This window comes from Zunongwangia sp., assembly GCF_048269745.1.
GTDB lineage: Bacteria > Bacteroidota > Bacteroidia > Flavobacteriales > Flavobacteriaceae > Zunongwangia.
Genome location: NZ_JBLXIB010000002.1, coordinates 101,718 through 124,654, shown reverse-complemented (window position 1 = coordinate 124,654; position 22,937 = coordinate 101,718). Strand labels below are relative to the sequence as shown.

18 protein-coding genes are annotated in these 22,937 nt (G+C 32.5%); 16 read left to right on the top strand and 2 right to left on the bottom strand.

What is annotated here, in order from left to right; translation table 11 throughout:
* Window positions 1–5 precede the first annotated feature (5 nt).
* The 16 genes from sprA to tsaB all read left to right on the top strand — a co-directional run bounded on the left by sprA (window position 6) and on the right by tsaB (window position 19,771).
* Window positions 6–7,151: a cell surface protein SprA gene (gene sprA, locus ACN0WI_RS03325; protein WP_417885200.1), complete on the top strand. Its 7,146-nt coding sequence runs from the start codon at window positions 6–8 to the stop codon at window positions 7,149–7,151.
* A gap of 61 nt (window positions 7,152–7,212) precedes the next feature.
* Complete coding sequence (gene gcvH / locus ACN0WI_RS03320; RefSeq protein ID WP_417885199.1) at window positions 7,213–7,593, top strand: glycine cleavage system protein GcvH; 381 nt, start codon at window positions 7,213–7,215, stop codon at window positions 7,591–7,593.
* A complete protein-coding gene (locus ACN0WI_RS03315) occupies window positions 7,586–7,969 on the top strand; it encodes a VanZ family protein (protein WP_417885198.1) in 384 nt (127 codons plus the stop codon). The genes gcvH and ACN0WI_RS03315 overlap by 8 nt, the downstream gene beginning before the upstream one ends.
* Before the next feature lie 60 nt (window positions 7,970–8,029).
* Entirely contained in the window at window positions 8,030–8,752 is a 723-nt protein-coding gene (locus ACN0WI_RS03310; protein WP_417885197.1) for an energy transducer TonB, read from the top strand.
* 105 nt (window positions 8,753–8,857) lie between these two features.
* Window positions 8,858–10,975, top strand: a complete 2,118-nt coding sequence (locus ACN0WI_RS03305) for a gliding motility protein RemB (RefSeq protein ID WP_417885196.1) — start codon at window positions 8,858–8,860, stop codon at window positions 10,973–10,975.
* 91 nt (window positions 10,976–11,066) lie between these two features.
* On the top strand, window positions 11,067–11,969 hold the full coding sequence (gene cyoE / locus ACN0WI_RS03300) for a heme o synthase (RefSeq protein WP_417885195.1): 903 nt from the start codon (window positions 11,067–11,069) through the stop codon (window positions 11,967–11,969).
* Window positions 11,960–12,541 (top strand): cytochrome c oxidase subunit 3, encoded by a 582-nt coding sequence (locus tag ACN0WI_RS03295; RefSeq protein ID WP_417885194.1) that lies wholly within the window; start codon window positions 11,960–11,962, stop codon window positions 12,539–12,541. Before cyoE ends, ACN0WI_RS03295 begins: the two co-directional genes overlap by 10 nt.
* Window positions 12,542–12,590: 49 nt before the next feature.
* Entirely contained in the window at window positions 12,591–13,571 is a 981-nt protein-coding gene (locus ACN0WI_RS03290; RefSeq protein WP_417885193.1) for a cytochrome c oxidase subunit 3, read from the top strand.
* Window positions 13,572–13,591: 20 nt separating this feature from the next.
* Complete coding sequence (locus ACN0WI_RS03285) at window positions 13,592–13,963, top strand: cytochrome C oxidase subunit IV family protein (protein WP_417885192.1); 372 nt, start codon at window positions 13,592–13,594, stop codon at window positions 13,961–13,963.
* A gap of 79 nt (window positions 13,964–14,042) precedes the next feature.
* Window positions 14,043–14,690 carry a hypothetical protein gene (locus ACN0WI_RS03280; protein WP_417885191.1) on the top strand — a complete coding sequence of 216 codons (648 nt, stop codon included), beginning with the start codon at window positions 14,043–14,045 and terminating at the stop codon, window positions 14,688–14,690.
* Window positions 14,687–15,427 carry an SCO family protein gene (locus tag ACN0WI_RS03275; protein WP_417885190.1) on the top strand — a complete coding sequence of 247 codons (741 nt, stop codon included), beginning with the start codon at window positions 14,687–14,689 and terminating at the stop codon, window positions 15,425–15,427. The genes ACN0WI_RS03280 and ACN0WI_RS03275 overlap by 4 nt, the downstream gene beginning before the upstream one ends.
* Entirely contained in the window at window positions 15,424–15,957 is a 534-nt protein-coding gene (locus ACN0WI_RS03270) for a DUF420 domain-containing protein (RefSeq protein ID WP_417885189.1), read from the top strand. Before ACN0WI_RS03275 ends, ACN0WI_RS03270 begins: the two co-directional genes overlap by 4 nt.
* An 11-nt stretch (window positions 15,958–15,968) precedes the next feature.
* Entirely contained in the window at window positions 15,969–16,199 is a 231-nt protein-coding gene (locus ACN0WI_RS03265) for a hypothetical protein (protein ID WP_417885188.1), read from the top strand.
* Window positions 16,200–16,371: 172 nt separating this feature from the next.
* A complete protein-coding gene (locus ACN0WI_RS03260; protein ID WP_417885187.1) occupies window positions 16,372–17,817 on the top strand; it encodes a TolC family protein in 1,446 nt (481 codons plus the stop codon).
* Between the two features lie 3 nt (window positions 17,818–17,820).
* Complete coding sequence (locus ACN0WI_RS03255) at window positions 17,821–19,089, top strand: efflux RND transporter periplasmic adaptor subunit (RefSeq protein ID WP_417885186.1); 1,269 nt, start codon at window positions 17,821–17,823, stop codon at window positions 19,087–19,089.
* Window positions 19,090–19,105: 16 nt separating this feature from the next.
* Window positions 19,106–19,771: a tRNA (adenosine(37)-N6)-threonylcarbamoyltransferase complex dimerization subunit type 1 TsaB gene (gene tsaB, locus ACN0WI_RS03250; protein ID WP_417885185.1), complete on the top strand. Its 666-nt coding sequence runs from the start codon at window positions 19,106–19,108 to the stop codon at window positions 19,769–19,771.
* An 11-nt stretch (window positions 19,772–19,782) separates the two neighbouring features.
* Here tsaB and ACN0WI_RS03245 read toward each other — a convergent pair whose 3' ends face one another.
* Together ACN0WI_RS03245 and ACN0WI_RS03240 are read right to left on the bottom strand one after the other, a co-directional pair.
* Window positions 19,783–20,673: a mechanosensitive ion channel family protein gene (locus tag ACN0WI_RS03245; protein ID WP_417885184.1), complete on the bottom strand. Its 891-nt coding sequence runs from the start codon at window positions 20,671–20,673 to the stop codon at window positions 19,783–19,785.
* A gap of 72 nt (window positions 20,674–20,745) precedes the next feature.
* Window positions 20,746–22,785 (bottom strand): thioredoxin domain-containing protein, encoded by a 2,040-nt coding sequence (locus tag ACN0WI_RS03240; protein ID WP_417885183.1) that lies wholly within the window; start codon window positions 22,783–22,785, stop codon window positions 20,746–20,748.
* Window positions 22,786–22,937: the final 152 nt, after the last annotated feature.

Genomic DNA, 22,937 nt, shown 5'->3' with positions numbered 1-22,937 from the left:
GGTGTTTGAGGTTATCTGCAACAGCAAAGATTCTTGTTTTTATACTGTTGTTTTTAATTTCTTTTAATGGGGTGGCGCAGGAAGAAGAGACTGAACAAGATACCACTGAAACTTATAAAGAAGGTGAAATTATTTTGCCGGATGCATCGGGTATTTCAACAAAATATGAATACGACCCTGTTTTAGATCTTTATTTTTATAAAAAAAGTTTAGGCGAAACTAATATAGGGTTACCATTAGTACTTTCCACTAAAGAATATCAAAATTTAATTCTTTCTAAAGATATACGAGACTATTTTAAACAGAAAAATTTAGCGGTATCTGGTCGGACAGATAATGTGGAAGAAGCACAGCAAGATTTACTGCCTAATTTTTACGTAAATTCAAGGTTTTTTGAAAGTATTTTTGGGGGGACTAATATAGATATTATACCCCAAGGATCTGTTGGGTTAGATTTAGGCTTGTTATATACTGAACAAGATAATCCGGCTTATTCTCCCACAAATCGTTCTAACTTAACATTCGATTTTGATCAACGTATTCAGTTATCGTTATTAGGTCGAGTAGGGAAACGCTTAGGAATAACGGCTAATTACGATACAGAATCTACATTCGATTTTCAAAATCAATTAAAATTAGAATATACACCTACCGAAGATGATATTATCCAGAATATTGAAGTAGGAAATATTAGTATGCCTTTAAACAATAGCCTTATACAAGGGGCTCAAAGTTTATTTGGTTTTAAAACCGAATTGCAATTTGGGAAAACTAGAATAACAGGCGTTTTTTCGGAACAAAAATCGGAGCAACGAACCGTAAATGTAGAAGGTGGTGCAGCAGTTCAGGATTTTGAGACTTTTTCATTAGGTTACGATGAAAATCGACACTTTTTTTTAGCTCATTATTTTAGAGATAATTACACAAAATTTGTTGCTAACTATCCATTTGTAAATTCTGCCATACAAATTAAACGTATTCAAGTTTGGGTAACTAATCGAACTAATAATGTTCAGAATTTGACCGATACTCGTAATGTAATTGCTATTCAGGATTTAGGAGAAGCAACAACAAAAAATATAGGTTTAAGCCAAATCCCGGCAGGATTTTTAACGCAGCCATCAGGATCTTATCCAGATAATGGGAGTAACAAGTTTAATCCATTGGGTATTGAAGGTAGTGTGCCATCTGTTTTAACTTCAGCAATTAGAGATATTTCTACGGTTGAGAATGGTTTTGGAACAGTGCGCGTTTCTGAAGGCTTAGATTATGCAAAACTAGAGAATGCACGTCAATTAAATGCTAATGAATATACTTTAAATTCGGAACTAGGATATATATCACTAAATCAACGTTTAAGTAACGATGAGGTTTTAGCCGTTGCATTTCAATACACAGTAAACGGAAGTGTGTATCAGGTAGGGGAGTTTGCTAATGACGGGGTAGCTGCTACCGGAGACGAAAGTCAAGTTCAACAAGGTAATATTGGAGCCAGAGTAAGTAAAAATTTAGTAGTAAAAATGCTAAAAAGCTCTGTTACTAATGTACAAGAACCTATTTGGGATTTAATGATGAAAAATATTTATAACTTAGGAGCTTATGATTTAGATCCTGATAATTTCAAATTAAATATACTATATACCGATCCGCAACCATTAAATTATATAAAGCCTGCTGAAGATGGAACTCCTCTTCCAGATGATGTTAAAGAAACATCATTGCTGAGAGTTTTTAATTTAGATAATTTAAACTCTAATAACGATCCTATAAATGAAGGCGATGGTTTTTTCGATTTTGTTCCGGGATATACTATAGATCCTAAAAATGGTTTGGTTATTTTTACTAGTGTAGAACCATTTGGAGAGTATTTATTTAATAAATTAGATAATACGCCAAATAACAATTCAGAACGTTACGATAATCCTAATACTTGGAATAGTAACCAAAAGAAATATGTATTTCGGTCTTTATACCGAACTACAAAAACACAAGCAGAACAAGAGCAAGCTGAAAAAAATAAATTTCAGCTAAAAGGACGTTATAAATCGGCAAATATCGATGGTATTTCTATTGGATATAATGTACCTAGAGGTTCTGTAACGGTAACTTCAGGCGGAAGAATATTGCAAGAAGGTGTAGATTATGTTGTTAATTATGAGCTTGGTTTAGTAAAGGTTATTAATGATGCATTATTAGCTTCAGATACACCAATTCAGGTAACTACAGAGAGTAATTCGTTATTTGGGCAACAATCAAAACGCTTTACCGGTATTAATGTAGAGCATCAATTCAATCAAAATTTATTGGTAAGCGGTACTTTTTTAAATTTAAGAGAAAAGCCACTAACTCAAAAATCCAATTACGGATACGAGCCTATCAATAATACGATATTAGGCTTTAATTTTAACTATTCTCAAGAAGTTCCCTTTCTAACAAGATTGGTGAATAAATTACCTAATATTGATACAGATGTGAAATCTAATGTATCGGTTCGTGGTGAGTTTGCTTATTTGCTGCCTGGATCTCCAAATGCAAGTGATTTTAATGGAGAATCTACAACTTATCTAGATGATTTTGAAACTGCACAGACTTCTATAGATATTAGTTCGCCATTAAGTTGGGAGCTGTCTAGTGTGCCCATTGGTTTTGGAGGAGAATTAGCAAATGGAGATATTAAAGTAGGTGATAAACGAGCTAAATTAGCTTGGTATACAATAGATCCTAGTTTTTATAACAATAGAAGACCAAGCGGAATTTCTGATGCAGATTTAAGTACTTATGCTACAAGGCGAGTAGCTCTAAATGAAATTTTTCCAAATACCGATATCTCTCAAGGACAATCTCAAGCTATTTATACAATGGATTTAGCGTACTATCCTAGCGAAAGAGGTCCTTATAATTATAATCAACAAGCTTTAACAGATGTTGTGCCACAGCCCGAAGCTAATTTCGGAGGAATAATGAAAGGTATAAATAGTACAAATTTTGAACAGTATAATGTAGAATACATTCAATTTTGGGTAATGGATCCTTTTATTTATGATAATACTAACACGGGTGATGGTAAAGTTGTTTTCAATTTAGGGAATATAAGTGAAGATGTACTTAAGGATGGTAAAAAACAATATGAAAATGGATTACCTCCTGATGGATCTTCTTTAAATACAGAACAAACAAATTTAGGGAAAGTGCCTTCAGATCAATCTCTAGTTTACGCTTTTGATACTGATGGGCAAGAACGTTTTAATCAAGATATTGGGTATGATGGTTTGTCGGATGCTGAAGAAGCTCAGAGGTTTCCAGATTTTGCAAATCTAGATGACCCCGCTGCCGATAACTATCAATATTTTTTAGATAAAGATGGAGATATCTTAGAAAGATATAAGAATTATAATGGTATCGACGGAAATTCTCCTGGAACCTCCAGTAGTAAGCAGGGAAATACAACCTTGCCTACTACAGAAGATATAAATCGCGATAATACCATGAACACCATAGATAGTTATTATCAATATGAAGTTCCGTTTTTTTCAGGGATGAATAACGAAAATAACGACTATATAGCAGATGTTAAAGAGCTTAATGTTACTATGGCTAATGGGAAACAGCTTCCTGTACGCTGGTTACAATTTAAAATTCCTATTTACGAACCAACAAAAGCAATTGGTGGAATTGCAGATTTTCGGTCTATCCGATTTATGAGAATGTTCCTTACCGGTTTTAATGATCCTACAATATTTCGGTTTGCTTCTATGGAAATGATTAGAGGAGATTATCGTCGATATAACGGAATTTTGGATGAAGATAATAACCCTAATCAACAAGATTACGATGCTGGTTTTGAAGTAACAGCTGTTAATATTGAAGAAAATGAAAATAGAGAGCCAATTCCGTATGTATTGCCTCCTGGGGTTAGGCGAGAGCAACTTTATCAAAATAACTCTAATGTAAGGCAAAACGAGCAGTCGTTATCTATGCAAGTTTGCGGATTGCAACCTCAAGATGCTCGAGCAGTTTATAAAAACTTTCAAGTAGATATGCGTCAGTATAAAAGCCTAAAAATGTTTTTACATGGCGAAGGTCTTGTTGGTCAACAAAAACCAAAAGATGGAGATTTAGTTGCATTTATACGAATAGGGACCGATTTTACAAACAATTTTTATCAGATAGAAGTTCCATTAACAATCACCGCTGATGGAAGTGTAAGAGCAGAAGAAATCTGGCCTGAAAATAACGAGCTAAATATTAAACTGAAATTACTTCAAGATGTAAAAAGTGCAGTGCTAGGAGATCCATCATTTAAAGCTACGGATTTAAATTTTTTCGATGAAGGTATGATGCCTGTTGCTGCTGATGATGAATATGAAGTTGGGCGTATACGAGTAGGAATTAAAGGAAATCCAAGTTTTGGAAATGTTCGCTTAATTATGTTGGGTATTAAAAATGGAACTGATCCGCAAGATATGAAAGATATTTGTGGAGAAGTTTGGTTTGACGAACTACGCTTGGCTGATATGCGTAACGAAGGAGGCTGGGCAGGTGTATTAAATATGGATACTAATTTAGCGGATTTTGCAACTATTTCAGCAACTGGTTCAAAAAGTACCGTAGGTTTTGGATCTTTAGATCAAGGACCAACACAGCGTAGTTTAGAAGATGTACAAAGCTACGATTTAGTAACAAATATTAATATGGGGCAATTACTTCCGCAGAAATGGGGGCTTAAGATACCTGTAAATTATAGTAGAGGTGAAGAATTAATTACGCCCTTGTATGATCAGGAATATTTAGATATTGAATTAGATTCGCGATTAGATGGTATTGTAGATTCTAAAGAGAGAGATCGAGTTGAAAAGCAATCACAAACGTATACAAAAAGGCAAAGTATTAATTTAATTGGGCTTCGTAAAGAACGAGTAGGAGAAAAAAAGCCACAGCCTTACGATATAGAAAATTTGTCGGTTTCGGCAACTTATGTGCAACAAGATTACAGAGATTTTGAAATAGAAAAATCCTTAGATCAAGATGTAGGTCTTGCTGCAACTTACGAGTTTAATTTTTCACCAAAAACAGTAGAACCTTTTAAAAACATAAAGGCTATAGATAGTGGTGCTTATTATTCATTATTTAGAGATTTTAATATTAATTTATTGCCATCAAACATCAATGTAAGTTCTTCAATTAATAGGCAGTATAATTCACAAATTTTTCGTTCTATAGAGTTAAGTGAAAGTGATATTGAAATTCCTACCTTATATCAGCGTAATTTTTTATTTGATTGGGAGTATGGCCTTAACTATAACCTAACAAAGTCTTTAAATTTTTCGTTCAGCGCCTCTAACAATCGTATTGTTCGAAATTATATCGATCAGCAAGGGAATACCGATAATACAATAGATGTTTGGGATGGATTTTTTAATACTGGGGAGCCAAACTTCCACTATCAAACCCTTCAGGTAAATTATCAAATCCCATTAAATAAATTACCGGTATTTGAGTTTGTAAAAGCAAAATATTCGTATACGGGAGATTTTCAGTGGCAGCGCGGATCGTATGTTTATGATAATTTAGAAGATGTTCCTGCAATAGGAAATTCGGTACAAAATTCAAATTCGCATCAGATTACGGCAAATTTCGATTTACAGAAACTTTATAATTATGTAGGTTTAAAAAAGAAAAGTAACGAAAATAAAACTTCTATTGCAGAGCGAAGCAAAAGTATGCCTTCGTTACGTCCTCCGGGTAGTCCGGCAGAACAGTCTGCGACAAAAAGTAAGCCTACCAAAAAAGTTAAAGGAAATAAGGTGTTTAATACTGCTATAGATATTGTTACAGCCGTAAAACGTTTGCAATTAAATTATAGAAATAATAAAGGAACATTTTTACCTGGTTATACCCAAAGCATTGGCTTTATGGGTACTTTACGTCCCTCAGCTGGTTTTACATTTGGTTTGCAGGATGATATACGTTATGAAGCTGCTAAAAGAGGATGGTTAACAACCTATCAAAATTTTAATCAGCAATATACAACTGTAGAGAATGAACAATTTTCTTTTCAAGGTTCTATAGCACTATTACCCGATTTAACGTTAGATTTTAATGGGGAGAAATTATATTCAGAAACCAATTCAGAGAACTTTAGAGTAGATCCTGTTTCTTTAGAATACAAGCCACTAACGCCGTATACATTTGGTAACTTTAGCGTTTCAACAATTATGCTTAAAACAGCATTTAGCCAAAGTGATGAGGAGTCTTCTAAAAACTTTGAGCAATTTAGAGAGAATAGATTAGTTGTAGCAAAACGATTAGCTGAAGAGCGAGGCTTAAATCCGGACGATGTTGGTGAAGATGGATATCCTAGAGGGTTAGGGAAAAGTAATCAAGCAGTGTTATTACCAGCATTCTTAGCGGCTTATACCGGTAGCGATGCAAAAGATACCAAATTAGGTGCCTTTCGTAATATTCCTTTACCAAATTGGAATTTAAAATATACGGGATTAATGCGTATTAAGTGGTTTAAAAATAATTTTAGAAGATTTTCTTTAAGTCATGGTTATCAGTCTACTTATACCATTAATCAATTTCAAAGTAATTTAGATTACGATGAAAATAATCCTAATGAAGTAAATCAGGCCAATAATTTTAAAAACCCGACCTTGTATTCTAATATTGTACTTTCCGAATTATTTACACCGTTAATTCAGGTAGATTTAGAAAGTAATTATAATATTCAGTTTTTAGGAAGAGTAGAAAAAGATCGTCAGTTATCCTTTAGTTTTGATAATAATATTTTAACAGAAATATCAGGTAACGAATATACCGTAGGTCTGGGATATCGTTTAAAAGATTTAAAAATTGCAACACGTTTATCCGGCCGAAATAGAATTTTGAGTAGTGATCTCAATTTTAAAGCAGATGTATCATACCGGAGAAACAAAACAATAGTTAGGTATTTAGATCTGAGTAATACCCAAGTAATAGCAGGACAAGATATTTGGTCTATAAATTTTGTGACCGATTATGCAATAACAAGAAATTTAATAGCTAAATTTTATTATGAACATACATTTTCGGAATATGCTGTTTCAACAGCCTTTCCGCAAACTACAATCCGAACCGGATTTAGTTTGCAATATAATTTTGGAAATTAATAGAATGCTATTTGAACAATTAACTTAAAAATTTAACTTTGTTGATATTTAAAATAAGACTATGAATATTCCAGAAGATTTAAAGTACACTAGAGACCACGAATGGGTTAAAGTGGATGGTGATACCGCAACAGTTGGTATTACTGATTTTGCTCAAGCAGAACTAGGAGATATTGTTTATGTTGAGGTTGAAACTCTTGATGAGACCTTAGATAAAGAAGATGTATTTGGTACTGTAGAAGCTGTGAAAACTGTTTCTGATTTGTATTTACCACTTTCAGGAGAGATTATCGAGGTTAATGAAAGCCTAGAGGATGAGCCTGAGAAAGTAAATAATTCACCTTACGAAGAAGGATGGATGGTTGTAATTAAATTTTCTGATTCTTCTGAGCTAGATGAATTATTATCTGCAGAGGAATATAAAGAAATTATAGGTGGCTAAAATAGCCCTAGCCTGGGCTATCTTATATACGTTAGTATTAACATTTTTTTCGTTATATAAAATCTCTCCCGGCTTTCAGTTAGGAGAATTTACTATAACTGATAAAATGTTACATACCGGAGCTTATTTTGTATTAATGGCATCGTGGAGCATCTCAATATTGTTACAAAAAGAAGGTTGGTTACAAAAAAATAAAAATTTATTATTAATTATTTTTTTTAACATAGCTTTTGGTATATTTATTGAAGTTATGCAGGGTGTATTAACATCATATAGGCAGCCAGATTTTTTTGATGTTATTGCAAATACAACCGGTGTTTTATTAGCGGCTCTTATATTTTTAATCTTTAAGCAAAAATTAAAGGTTAAAAAGTAAGTTTTATTTAATTTTTTAGAAAAAATATTTAATTTAGCGAACCTTATTAATCAATAACCTATGGAACCTAAGAAAAATCCAAAAGCAGATTTATCGAAAAGGAGTATCCTTTTTCTTCAAATAGGACTTATTCTGGTTCTTTTTGTTACTTGGCAGGCCATCGAATGGAAAACTTATGACAAGAAACAAATCGAAACGGGGCAAGTACAAATGGACCAACTAGAAGAAGAGGATGTGCCTATTACTGAAATGCAAAACACGCCACCACCGCCACCGCCACCGCCACCAGCACCAGAAGTAATTGAGGTTGTTGAAGACGATGCAGAAGTGGAGGAAGACGAAATAGAATCTACAGAAACTAGTCTTGAAGATGTAGTTGAAGTAGAGGAAGTTGTTGAAGCTCCTGTTGAAGAAGAGGTAGCTGATGTACCTTTCGCTGTTATTGAAGATGTGCCAATCTATCCTGGTTGTGAAAATCTAAAAAATAACGAAGAGCGTAAGCAATGTATGAGCCAAAAAGTAATGAAATTTGTACAAAAAGAATTTGATACAGATTTAGGTTCAGAATTAGGTCTTTCTGGTGTTACTCGTGTAATTGTTCAGTTTAAAATTGATAAAACCGGAAAAGTAACCGATATTAAATCTCGTGCCCCTCACCCAAGATTACAAGAAGAGGCGGCTAGAGTGGTAAATAAATTACCTAAAATGCAGCCAGGTAAACAACGTGGTAAGCCAGTAGGGGTGGTTTATTCCTTACCTATCGTATTCCAAATACAAGACTAAAAAACTACTTATATAAGTATTAAATCCCGATAAAATATCGGGATTTTTTATTTTTAAGATAATTTTAAAAAAAATGTATCTTGTCGCAATAATTTTGGTTCTAATATGAAGTTCATTTTTTTACTTTTCGCTTTTCTTTTAGGGGTTAGTGCATTTGCGCAAGAGAGAGAAAACTATCCGCAATTTTCTAAATGTGAAAGTGTTTCAGCTACAGAACAAGAGAAATGTTTTAGTCAGCAATTACTAAACTTTATAGCAGATAACTACAGCGATAACAAACCAAAATTCTCTTCAGAAGAAAGTAAAAATATTACAGCAATTTTTGAGGTTGATACAGCCGGACAATTTCAAACCTTATATATTTCAGCAAATAGTGCTAATGTGAAGAATGAGATTGAACGAATTTTTAAATTGTTGCCTAAAATTAAACCAGCTACTTATCAAGGAAGAGCTATTTCTATGCAATTTCGATTACCAATAGACTTGTCTATTAAATCTCCAGAATATTCAATTGCAGAAACTCGAATTATTGATTTGCCGAAACAAGAGAAGGTTGTAAAAAAGTCTTTTACAAATCCTTTAATTAAAGCTTCCGAAGAATACGATAGTATAAAATCTTCTACTTTTACAAATCCTCGTTATTCTAGCCAATTAAATATTCCATTATCCCACGAATATTATTCTCGGTTTGATGAAGCCATGAATAGATTAGGTGTAAATAATCATACCGCTACAAAACCATTCTTATTTAGTGAAGTGTCTAAATATTATAATCTAGAACAAGCATCTAAACAATTATATAAAAGTAAAAAATCGTTATTAGGGCGTAAACTTTGGAATGAACATTTATTACGTTTTCAAAATAACGATTATTGGTTTACTGTAGATTTTGGGCTAGGCTTACAAATAGGAAAAGATTTTAAAGATGATTCCCAAGATTATACTTATAATAATTCGCGTTCACTTATTTTTCAAGGAGGATTAGGTAAGCACTTAAATTTTTATACTGTGGTCTATGAAAATCAAGGTAGGTTTGCTGGTTATTATAATGAATGGGCAAATTCTTTAAAACCTTTTGGAGGAGACCCGGCTATTATCCCTGGTAGGGGTGTTGCAAAAGAGTTTAGTGGCGATGCTTATGATTATCCTGTAGCAGAAGCTTATTTATCGTATTCCCCTTCAAAATATTTTAATTTCCAATTTGGACACGGAAAAAATTTTATTGGTGATGGCTACCGTTCTTTGTTTTTAAGTGATGTGGCTTCTCCTTCTCCGTACTTTAAAATAAATACAACTTTTTGGAAAATGAAATATACTAATACTTGGATGTCGCTTCGAGATGTAAGGCCTGAAGTTACAGAGAATGGAAGTTTTCGAACTAAATATATGGCAAATCATTATTTGAGTTTAAATGTAACCAAGCGTTTAAATATTGGTTTATTTGAATCGGTTATTTGGCAAAATGATAACGACAGAGGATTCGATGTTAATTATTTAAATCCAGTTATTTTTTATCGAGCTATAGAGTTTTCAACCGGCTCTAAAGGAGGGAATGCAATAATTGGATTGAGTGGAAAATATAAAGTTAACGACAAGTTGAACGTATATTCTCAGTTAATTATTGATGAGTTTTCGACAAGTGATATTTTTGGAGGAACTAAAAGTTGGAAAAATAAATTAGGGTACCAATTAGGTCTTAAATATTATAATGCTTTTAATGTGCCTAATCTATTTTTAAGATTGGAATATAACCAAGTGAGGCCGTATACCTATTCGCATAGATTAGAAGTACTAAACTATGGTCATAATAATCAGTCTATGGCGCATCTTTGGGGTGCTAATTTCAGAGAATTTATTGCGATAGCAAGATATAAAAAGGATCGTTGGTATGGATCGGCTAAATTTATAATTGGAAAAAGAGGATTTGATTTTAGTGATTCTGAAAATAGTGTTTCTTACGGCGGTAATATTTATCGAACCTATCAAGATCGACCTTTTGATGAAGGTGTAAAAATTGGGCAGGGTAATACAGCAAATTCATTTTTTGGTAGGTTAGAAGCTGGATATATAGTTAATCCAGAAACAAATTTGAAATTTTTTGGTAGCTTTATATATCGTGATTTTAAGGTGGATACTAATACAGCTCTAAATTCAGATCAAACAACACCTTGGTTGAGCTTTGGTATACGTACCGATATATTTAATTGGTATTATGATTATTAAGAAAAAAATAGGCTTGAAAAATTAACAATCTTGCATACTTGCTAGAATACATTTTAAAAGTATCTTTGCGCCAATTATAAAAAATGTATTTTTGAGAAGCGCAGGTTTACATAGTTCTTACTCTTCTAATTTATCAGACTTAAAAAAGATTACTAAATTTCGCTTAGCTATTAGTGTTGTTTTTTCATCTATAGCTGGATATTTTTTAGGAGCTGAAACAATTAATTTTACTACATTAATTTTACTGGCTATAGGAGGGTATCTTATGGTAGGTGCGTCTAATGTCTATAATCAGATAATAGAAAAGGATTTAGATATTTTAATGGATCGAACCCGAAACCGGCCTATTCCTGCCGGAAGAATGTCTGTTACTACAGCTTTTATTATAGCTACGGTTTTTACTGTTTTGGGCTTAGTTGTATTATATATTATAAATCCAAAAACCGCTATGTTTGGTGCTATAAGTATTTTCTTGTATGTGAGTATTTATACGCCTTTAAAAACCAAAACCCCATTATCTGTTTTTGTAGGAGCCTTTCCGGGAGCTATCCCATTTATGTTGGGTTGGGTTGCCGCATCTGGAGATTTTAGTATTGAACCAGGTACATTATTTATGATACAGTTCTTTTGGCAATTCCCGCATTTCTGGGCTATTGGTTGGTGGTTGTATGACGACTATAAAAAAGGTGGTTTTTTTATGCTTCCTACCGGAAAGCGCGATAAAGGAACAGCTATTCAAATAGTTTTGTATACAGTTTGGACAATACTGACTTCGATAATTCCTGTTTTTGGAGTTACGGGGAGGTTATACTTAACGCCTTTTTCAGGTGTAATTATTTTTATTTTAGGGTTAGGAATGTTGTATTTTGCTTTCAATCTTTTTAAAAAACGGAGTACCTTAGCGGCAAAGCGTTTAATGTTAGCAAGCGTTTCTTATATTACATTAGTACAGATAATCTATGTATTAGATAAAATTTTTAGAGAATGGATTTAACTCAAGGAACTGAGCAAGAAAGAACAATCAGAGCCAAAAAAATGATGCTTTTATTTGGTATTATTAGTATGGTGATGATGTTTGCTGGTTTAACAAGTGCCTATGTTGTAAGTAAAACAAGGCCAGATTGGCTTTCCGATTTTGAATTACCACAAGCTTTTATTTGGAGTACAATAATTATTTTTTTAAGTAGTGTGACCTTTTGGTTCGCTAAAAAGAATATTATTAAGGGGAAACAAAAAAATGGTTCTGCTTTTTTAATAGGTACATTAGTTCTAGCTATTTTATTTATAGTTTTTCAATTTCAGGGTTTTTCAACTATTATTAAGGCTGGTTATTATTTTACAGGGAGCGAAAGTACTATTACAACTAGTTTTATTTATATACTTGTTTTGGTACATTTAGCACACCTATCTGTCGGATTAATAGTGCTTTTGGTTGTAATTTATAATCATTTTAAACTACGGTACGAAAATGGACAAACACTTGGATTAGAGCTAGGTGCAACGTTCTGGCACTTTTTAGATGTGGTTTGGGTTTACCTGTTTTTATTTTTATATTTCTTTAGATAAGAAAAATACGTATTTTTGCTCATCACTAAAAATTAAATGACTTCTTTTTATGGACGCGACTGTTGTTAGAACAGGCACCGAAGGTAAAACTTGGGGTGGTGGTAATCAGCCACTTGGGGCCAGCTATGGTAAAATAATGATGTGGTTTTTTATCCTGTCAGATGCACTTACCTTTACAGGCTTTTTATCAGCATATGGTTTTTCACGATTTAAGTTTGCAGATTCTTGGCCAATTGCCGATGAGGTATTTAATCACTTTCCTTTTTTACATGGAGTAGATGCTCCTATGTATTATGTAGCGTTTATGACGTTTATTTTGATTTTTTCTTCTGTTACAATGGTGTTAGCTGTAGATGCAGGGCACCAGTTAAAACAAGGGAAAGTTGCTACTTATATGTTTTTAACGCTAATAGGTGGGATCATATTCTTAGGCTCTCAAGCTTGGGAGTGGACCAATTTTATTCAAGGAGAATATGGAGCTGTTAAAACAAAAGGAGATAAGATATTACAATTTGTTAATAGCGAAGGAGAACGTGTAGGTTTAGCAGATATTGCAATTGTTCAAGGTTCAGAACGTACTACTCACGAAGCTAGTAAAGGCTTGTGGTTTGAGGGTGAAAGTTCTATCCCTAACTATACCTTAGAAGATGTAAAAGCAGGATTTAAAGCTGATGAAAGCTTGCAAATTAGAATGCTAGATAATAATGCCGATGGTGGGAAAACTATCTTATCGAGAGCGGAGTCTATTAAATGGTTAGATAATCAAGCAGTAGGAGTAGTTGAAGGAGCTAATTTGACTGAAAACGAATATGGTCCACCTTTATTTGCGGACTTTTTCTTTTTCATTACTGGATTTCACGGTTTTCACGTACTTTCAGGTGTTATAATCAATACTATAATATTTTTTAATGTTGTTTTAGGAACATACAAACGTCGTGGAAATTATGAAATGGTAGAGAAAGTTGGATTATACTGGCACTTTGTAGATTTAGTTTGGGTGTTTGTATTTACTTTCTTCTATCTAGTTTAATTTCAAAAGAAACTTATATTATGGCACAAGAAAATATAGCAACACATAACGAACATAAATCGAATTCTAAGAGAATTTGGCAAGTATTCGGAATACTTTCAGTAGTAACTATTGTAGAGGTAATTTTAGGTATTGTACGCCCTACTTTTTTGGTTGAGACTAGTATTGTAAGTATGCATCTTTTAAATTGGATATTTATTTTATTAACACTTTACAAAGCATATTATATTGCTTGGGCATTTATGCACTTAGAGCATGAAAAGAAAAGCTTACGTAGAGCTGTAGTTTGGACAGGAATATTTCTTGGTATATATATAATTTTTATTTTACTTACTGAAGGTAATTATGTATACGAAGTTTATAAAAATGGCTTTATAGATTGGAATTTCTAAGATCTAAAGTTAAAAGTAAATGAAAAGGCGGTTTTTTTAAACCGTCTTTTTATTTTTGCACCAATTCTATTTAAATACAATGAAAAAATTTTTTGTATTAACTATCCTTTTCGCTTTACCTATTGTAACTTATTTGTTCTTTGCATCTGGTAAAAATAATTTTGCAAAGCTTCCAATACTTACTAAAAAGGTTAGTGAAATTTCTTCTTTACATAGCTTTAAAGACGATTCTATTAGTTTTGCAAATCATATAAGTGTTGTTGCTTTTTTTGGAGATAATCTCGATAACTTAAAAGGAAATACATTTAATCTTGATAAGAAAATTTTAGAAAAATACTACGGATTTAAAGATTTTCAATTTGTAATTGTGCTTCCAGAAAAAGCACGTAGTAATGCAAAGGATTTTAAAAATGCTTTCGATAAAATTACAAACGCCGATAAGTGGAAATTTGTTTTTGGTGATGTAGAGGATATTGAAATGCTTTACCAAAGTTTTAAGGCTCCCTACAAACTATCTGAAACCGGTTATACACCATATGTTTTTATTGTTGATAAAGATAGAAATTTACGAGGTCGTGATGATAGTGATGAGTTAGAGGTTTATGGGTACGATTCTCGAGATATTGCAGAATTAACAAATAAGATGAATGATGATGTTAAAATTATTTTGGCAGAATATCGTTTAGCTCTTAAAAAAAATAATGCTGAAAATTCTATAGACAAATGAAAAAGAAATATTCATACATAGGAATTGCTTTTATCATTTTAGTATTTGGAATTATTTTTATTCCAAAGATAATTGAAAGAATCTCTGATGGAACTGTGGTTACTGCAGATCGTTTAAATATTAAAGGATCTGAAACTTCAAAAAAATCTACCGGGGAAGATTTAGCTTATATCAAATTAGATGGTAAAAAAAAGAAGGCTCCATATTTTAAATTTGTAGATCAGCATGGCGATACGATAACTAACAAAGATTATTTAGGTAAAGTGTACGTGGTAGAATTTTTCTTTACAACTTGTCCAACTATTTGTCCAATCATGAATGACAATTTGGTTGAAGTTCAAAATGAATTAAAGGGAGAAGAAAATTTCGGCGTAGCTTCATTTACTATAGATCCAACGCACGATACTCCTGAAGTTTTAGCAGAATATGCCGAAAATAAGGGAATAACAAATCCAAATTGGCATTTAATGACTGGGGATAGAGATGCAATTTATAATCTAGCTAATGTAGGGTTTCAAACTTATGCAGGAGTAGACCCTAAAGCAAAAGGTGGTTTTGTGCATTCTGGAATGTTTGCTTTAGTAGATAAAGATGGTTATTTACGTTCTAGAAAAGACAATTTTGGAAATCCAATAATTTATTACAGAGGTTTTGTTGAACGTAATAAATCTATTGCTGAAGATGAAGAAGAACCACAAATCGATATATTAATTCAAGATATTAAAAAACTGCTGTGAAAAAGTCCCTATCTATAACCGATAAAGTTGCGGTACCTATAATTGTTGTTATCTCTATTTTGGTCCCTATTGTTGTTCTGGTATTAATGAACTTACCAGAACGGTATAATATATTAGGAATTCAAGCCGGAGCTTATCCTTTATTCCATGCTGTTTTAAATGGTTCAACGGCTATTTTATTAGCTATTGGCTATTATTTTATGCGAATTAAAGATTATAAAAAGCATCGTAATGTAATGATTACTGCTTTTATACTTTCAGCAGTGTTTTTAGTAAGTTATGTATTATCTAAAATAAGTAATGAACCTGCGCATTATGGGGGAGATTTTAAATATGTATATTATTTTATCTTAATAACTCACATTGTACTTTCAGCCATAATCCTGCCTTTAGTACTATTTACCATGTATCGTGGCTTAAGTGCAGAATATACAAAACATGCTAAAATAGCAAGATGGACTTTCCCAATATGGTCTTATGTTGCAGTAACAGGAGTTTTGGTTTATTTATTTATGTATCCTTATTACTAAAAAGATTAATTATGAGTAAGAAATGGCAAAAATCGATACTATTTTTTGTAATGGTGTATTTGATCCCTATCGTTTCTAATGCACAATGTGCAATGTGTCGTGCTGTGCTGGAAAGTGAAGGTTCTCAAGATGCGGCAAAAGGAGTTAATGATGGTATTGTTTACCTGATGGTTTTTCCATACTTATTAATAGGTGGTTTGGGGTACTATATTTACCGAAGTTACAAAGCAAAAAAGTCTTAAAATATCATAAGCTATATACTTAGATTTAAAGCAATAAAGTAAAGAGTAAATCTTTATATTTTCTGTAGTAATATCGTTTAAATCTAAAAAAACATTCTTTTTCTTATAAAATAACCTATTGTAGTGTAACAAGTTTTCCTTTTAAAAGACATATGTTTTTAGAATATATAGTATGAGGAAATATAGTTTGTTAGTAACACTACTTTTTATAAGCGTTTTTGCAAATGCTCAAGAAAAAAAGTGGACATTACAAGAATGTATCAATTATGCGTTAGAGCATAATATTTCTATCAAGCAATCTGAGCTTGATGTAGAAGGAGCTGAAATCGAAAAGCGTGGAGCAATTGGTAATTTATTACCAAACATTCAAGCATCAGCAAGTAACTCCTGGAATACTGGTTTAACACAAAATGTAACTACTGGGATTTTAGAGAATCAAACTACCCGAAATTTTTCTGCTGGAGCAACTGCTAGTTATACCATATTTGATGGTTTACGAAATATAAGGCAATTACAACAAGCAAAAATAAGCAAATTAGCGGCGCAATATTCACTACAAAAAATGAAAGATGATATCATTTTGTATGTAGTAGATGCTTATTTAAAGGTGCTATCTAACAAACAAGATCTAGATGTCATAAAATCTCAAAATGAAATTACTAAAGAACAATTAGATCGTACTAAAGATTTAGTAGAAGCAGGTTCCTTGCCAAAAGGAGATCTTTTAGAAATTAAAGCAACCAATGCCGATGAACGCCAACGCATAATTGTTGCCGAAAATAATATTAAAATATCTTTAGTTAATCTTGCACAAACTTTACTTATAAAAGATTATAAGACTTTTGATATCGTTAATCGAGATTACGAAATTTTCGGAACAGATGTTTTAGATCATTCTGTTTATGAAATAATAAATAAAGCCAAGGAAAATAGATCTGAAATAAAAGTTGCAGAAGCAAATAAAAAGTTAGCAGAGAAAAATGTAGAAATATCTAGAGGTGCTTATTTACCTACTCTTGGTGCTTTTATAAACTATAATACTCGTGAGTCTGGCTCTAATGGAATAGAGTATATAGAAACTCCTCCATCACAAGAAACCACGCAAATTGGATATGTAGAATCTACAGGAGAAGCTGTTGTTACTCAATCTCAACCTCAGAGTGTAACTAGAATTGTAGGGCCGAGACCATTTGTTGAGCAGCTATGGAGAAATGATGGTATATCGTACGGATTCCAATTAAGTGTGCCTATTTTTAATGGTTTTTCAATTAGAAATCAAGTAAACAGAAATAAAGTTGAAGTTCGTAGAGCCGAATATCAATTAGAGCAGGCTGAATTAGATTTAGAATCTAACGTATATCAAGCTTATTTAGATGCTAAAGGATCTTATGAAGCCTATGAAGCAGCTAAAGTTGCCGCTGAAGCTCAAGAATTAGCTTATAGTTATGCCAATGAAAGATTTGATGTTGGACTAACTAATGCATTCGACTTTAGTCAATCTAAAATAAAATACGAAAATTCACAGCGTGAAGCCGTGAGAGCTAAATACGATTATATATTCAAATTAAAGGTTTTGGAACTTTATTTCGGAGTTCCGGTTCCAGATCTTAAATTTTAACTCATGAAGAAAAAGACTCTTTTTATCATCTTAGGATGTATTGTACTACTTATCATTTTATTAATTGTGGGTAAAAAAGCCGGATGGTTTGGAAAAACCGGAAATTATAAACAGGTAGAAGTTACTGAAATTAAACCAATAGATATTGTAGAAACAGTTTCGGCAACTGGTAAAATACAACCAGAAGTAGAAGTGAAACTTTCATCTGAAGTTTCAGGAGAAATTATAGAGCTTCCAATTGTAGAAGGGCAATCGGTAGAAAAAGGAGATTTATTAGTAAAAATAAATCCGGATATTTACCAATCTAGCTTAAAAAGAAGCAAAGCGAGTATGGAAAATGCTCGTGCTAATTATGCACAATCTAATGCAACCCTAAAACAGGCTACCGCAGATTACCAACGTAATAAAACGCTTTTCGAAAAAGGTATTATTTCAAAATCGGAATGGGATGGTATAGTTTCTAATTATGAAGTAGCTCAAGCAGGTAAAGAATCAGCATATTATAACATGCAAAGTGCCTCAGCATCGGTTACCGAAGCACAAGATAACTTAGCAAGAACAACCATTTATTCTCCTATGACGGGGACTATTTCAAAACTAGATGCAGAACTAGGTGAACGAGTAGTAGGAACCCAGCAAATGGCCGGTACCGAAATTTTAAGAGTAGCCAATCTCGACAATATGGAAGTTGTTGTAGATGTAAATGAAAATGATATTGTTAAAGTAGCTGTTGGTGATTCAACAATTGTAGAAGTAGATGCTTATTTGCGTAAAGAATTTAAAGGTGTTGTTACCGAAATATCAAACTCTGCTGATAGTGAATTAGCTACCGACCAAGTAACTAATTTTAAAGTAAAAGTTCGCGTTTTAAAAGAGTCTTACGAATCTTTACTTAAAGGAAAGCCTGATAATTTTTCTCCATTCCGACCAGGTATGACGGCTACTGTAGAGATAATTACAAATCGAAAAGAAGATGTTTTAGGAATTCCGATTAGTGCTATTGTGATAAAAAATGATACGACTTCAACTAAAAAAATGGCACCTGAAAAATCTACAATTGATCAAGATTCAAAAATATTTGAATGTGTGTTTGTAAAACAAGGAGAAGAAGCTAAATTGCGTGTTGTAAAAACTGGAATACAAGATGATAAAAATATTCAGATTACAGAAGGTTTAAAATCTGGAGATAATATAATTACGGGGCCTTACAATACAGTAACTAAACTTTTAAAATCTGGAGATAAAGTAGAAGTAGCTTCTCCCGAGGAATAGTAAAAATAAAAATAAATTGGCTAAAATTCTTTGTTTAGAAACAGCTACCACTAATTGCTCGGTAGCTTTGGCATTCGACGGTAAATTAATTGCTGTTAAAGAGGATAATAGTAAAGGATATTCTCATGCTGAAAAGTTGCATTTATTTATTCAAGATATTCTAAAAGAAAATCAATTAAAAGTTGAAGATCTAGATGCTATAGCGGTAAGCAAAGGACCAGGCTCTTATACAGGGTTAAGAATAGGAGTTTCCGCAGCTAAAGGATTGTGTTTTGCTGCTGATATTCCGTTAATTTCGATTCCTACACTAACAGCTTTAGCTAAACAAATTCAGCCTGAGCAAGGAGATTTGATTATTTCGATGTTAGATGCTAGAAGAATGGAAGTATATGCTGCTATTTTTGATGCTAATTGGAAACAGCTTGATAAAACTAAGGCAGTAGTATTAACTGAAAATTCTTTTAAGGAATATTTAGACAACTATAATAAAGTTACGTTTATTGGCAATGGTGTTGCAAAGTTTAGTGAGATTTGTGATGCTTCTAATACAGAGTTTATAATAGAGACTTTGCCATCTTCAAAAGAAATGATAGCATTAGCAGAAGCTAAATATAAAATAAGCGACATCGAGGATGTCGCTTATTTTGAACCTTATTATTTAAAAGATTTTGTAGCAGGTTAAAAGTAGTTTAACTACTTTTCAGCTGGTTTGTCTTCAGAATTTTTCTTCTGTTCTTTTAATTGAGTTCCGCTCATTTTAGTTTGATCGTACAAATAAACATCACGTTGTGGGTAAGGAATTGTCATACCTGCAGCCTCTAAGCGTATTTTTCCTTCTTCAATAACATTCCAATGTAAATCCCAGAAAACACTGTTAGGAGCAAAATAACGCACATAGAAATTCACAGAACTATCTCCCAATTCTCCAACAAGAACCTGTGGAGCTGGATCTCTAACAATATCTTTCTGTTCGTCGATTAGTTTTGTAAGTACTTCTTTTGCAGCTTTAATATCGTCATCATAAGAAATACCGAAGGTTAAGTTTTCTCTACGTAAATTGTTATAGCTATAATTCGTAATATTATCATTACTAAGTTGTCCATTTGGAACTACAACACGTTGGTTTCCAAAAGTATCTATTTTAGTATAGAAAAGTGTAATCTCTACCACACTACCAGAAACACCTTGGGCTTCAATCCAATCTCCAACTTTAAACGGTTTTAAAACAATAAGTAAAACTCCTCCTGCAAAGTTGGCTAACGAGCCCTGTAAAGCTAGCCCAATAGCTAAACCGGCAGCACCAATTGCAGCTACTAAAGAAGTAGTTTCTACTCCTAAATTGGTTATTACCAGTACAAAAAGTAAGATTTTTAATCCCCAACTCAATAAATTGAGTGTGAATTTTTCTAGTGTAGGATCGTAGTCTTTTTTCTGAAAAAACTTGTCTACATATTTAATGATTAATTTGATAACCCATAAGCCTACAATTAGTAGAATAATTGTTCCGATAAGAGTAGGTAAATAGCTAAAAAATTTTTCAGCATATTTTTGAGCGATGTGGCTCCAATCGTTTAATATATCCATAAGAAGTATTGATTTTCAACAAATAGAGTCATTTTTTTTAACATTTAAAGAATGCTTTACGTTTAAATTTTGTTAAACAGCTTTAATTTTTTGTAAAACCTCTTCTGAATTTTCCGTAGGTTGTAGGCATTGCCCTTCTTTACAGGAATAAATTAGTGTTTTTCCTTTTTCAAAACGTTTAGTAAGTAGTGGTAGTTCTGATTTTGTAGTACTTCCTGAAAATATACAGTTAGGAAGGTAGTCTTTCTGAATATTTTGGTTGATTTGTTTTGCTTTTTCTCCACTAATAACAATTTCAAAATAGGGATTGCTGAAGTTTAAATATAATTGTAACCAATTTGAATAACCAGTAGGGTGTTTATGAATTTCAGAAGCAATAGTCAAAAACATATTTTTGGCAATGTCTCCAAAATTGGAAGTTGGGAAGTGTTTAGAAAGTGCAAATAGGTTTTTGGCCATTACAGAATTTGAAGAAGGAATCACATTATCTAGATATTCCTTTGGGTTGCTTATAAGTCGATTTTGGCTTTCATTTATAAAATTAAATAAGTTCTGGCTATGATCATAGAAATTAACTAGAGTGTATTCAGTTAAATTATTAGCTAAATGAAGCCAGGATTCCTTGAAAGAAACTTCATAAAGTCTTAAAAATGCTGCTATACTAAATGCATAATCCTCCAAATATCCCTCAATTTTACTTTTTTCTGATTTGTAGGAGTGGAACATACTAAAGTCATCATTAATTTGGTGTTCTTTTAAGAAGTATGCGTTTTTATTAGCGAGATCGAAATAAGTTTGATCTTGTAATGCAGTGTAAGCATCTAATAAACCAATTATGGTTAGTGCATTCCAAGAAGTTAAGCTTTTATCATCTAATAAGGGTTTTTGGCGTTTTTCGCGAGTTTTTCTTAGATCAGAAATCCAAGTTTTTTTTATTGCTGAAAATTCTTTAGCAGATATAGTATGTTTTTTTGTAAATGTAGCATCATTGGTTGTTTTATATAAAACGTATTGTCCATTTTCCCAATAACCAGTTGAATTAATATTGAAATATTCGCAAAACAATTCAAACTCTTCAGAAATTGTAGTTTTCAATTCTTCTTTTGTCCAACTATAAAAAACACCTTCTTCTTTCTTGCCAACGGAATTGATAGAGTCTGCATCTAAGGCTGTATAAAATGCGCCGCTAGCATCTGTAAATTCAGTTTCTATAAAATCAGCTGTTTTTTTAATAACCTCCTTATATTCTTCTTTCTGGCTAAGTTTATATGCATCGCTGTATAGGGATAGTAATTGTGCATTATCGTAAAGCATTTTTTCAAAATGGGGAATATGCCATTTTTCATCAACGCTATACCTGCTAAATCCACCATCAATAGGATCAAAAATTCCTCCTGAAGCTATTTTATCTAGCGTAGTCCATACAAAATTAGCGATTCCTGTATCTCGATTTTGATTGCTATAGCGCAATAAAAAAGCTAAATTATTAGGCATCATAAACTTTGGGGCATTACCTATGCCTCCATATTTAAAATCGAATTTTTTTTGCCATGTGCTGATGCAATTATTTAGATTGAAACTAGAAAAATCTGAGTTGGTAGGGATGTCAATAATGTTCATTTGTTCCAGACCATTTTCTAATTTCTCGGCATAGTTATATAATTGTTCAGGTTCAGATTTATATAAATACTTAATTTGTTGAAGCGCACTTATCCATTGGTGCTTTTTAAAATAAGTTCCGCCCCAAATTGGTCGTCCGTCAGGCAAAGCAACAATATTCATTGGCCAACCTCCCATGCCAGTCATTACTTGTACAGCTTGCATGTAAACTTGGTCTATGTCAGGACGCTCTTCTCGATCTACTTTTATGGCGATATAATTATCGTTCATTATTTTTGCTACCTCTATATCTTCAAAACTTTCATGCTCCATTACATGGCACCAATGGCAAGCTGCATATCCCACACTAATTACTAATAGTTTATTTTGCTCTTTGGCATCATTTAAGGCAGCATCACTCCAAATTCTCCAATTAACAGGATTTTTAGCATGTTGTAATAAGTAGGGGCTGCTTTCTAGAGCTAACTCATTAGTAGCTTTATTCTCTTTCATATAGGCGTTTTTTTAAAATATACAATAAAAGAATGAGTTTAATATTCAAATTACATAAGCTTAATATACAGCTTGGTTTTAAAATCCTTGATATTTCTATATTTGCGCAACTTTAAAACTACATGTGAAAAGTGATAATTTAAAGTTTTGGT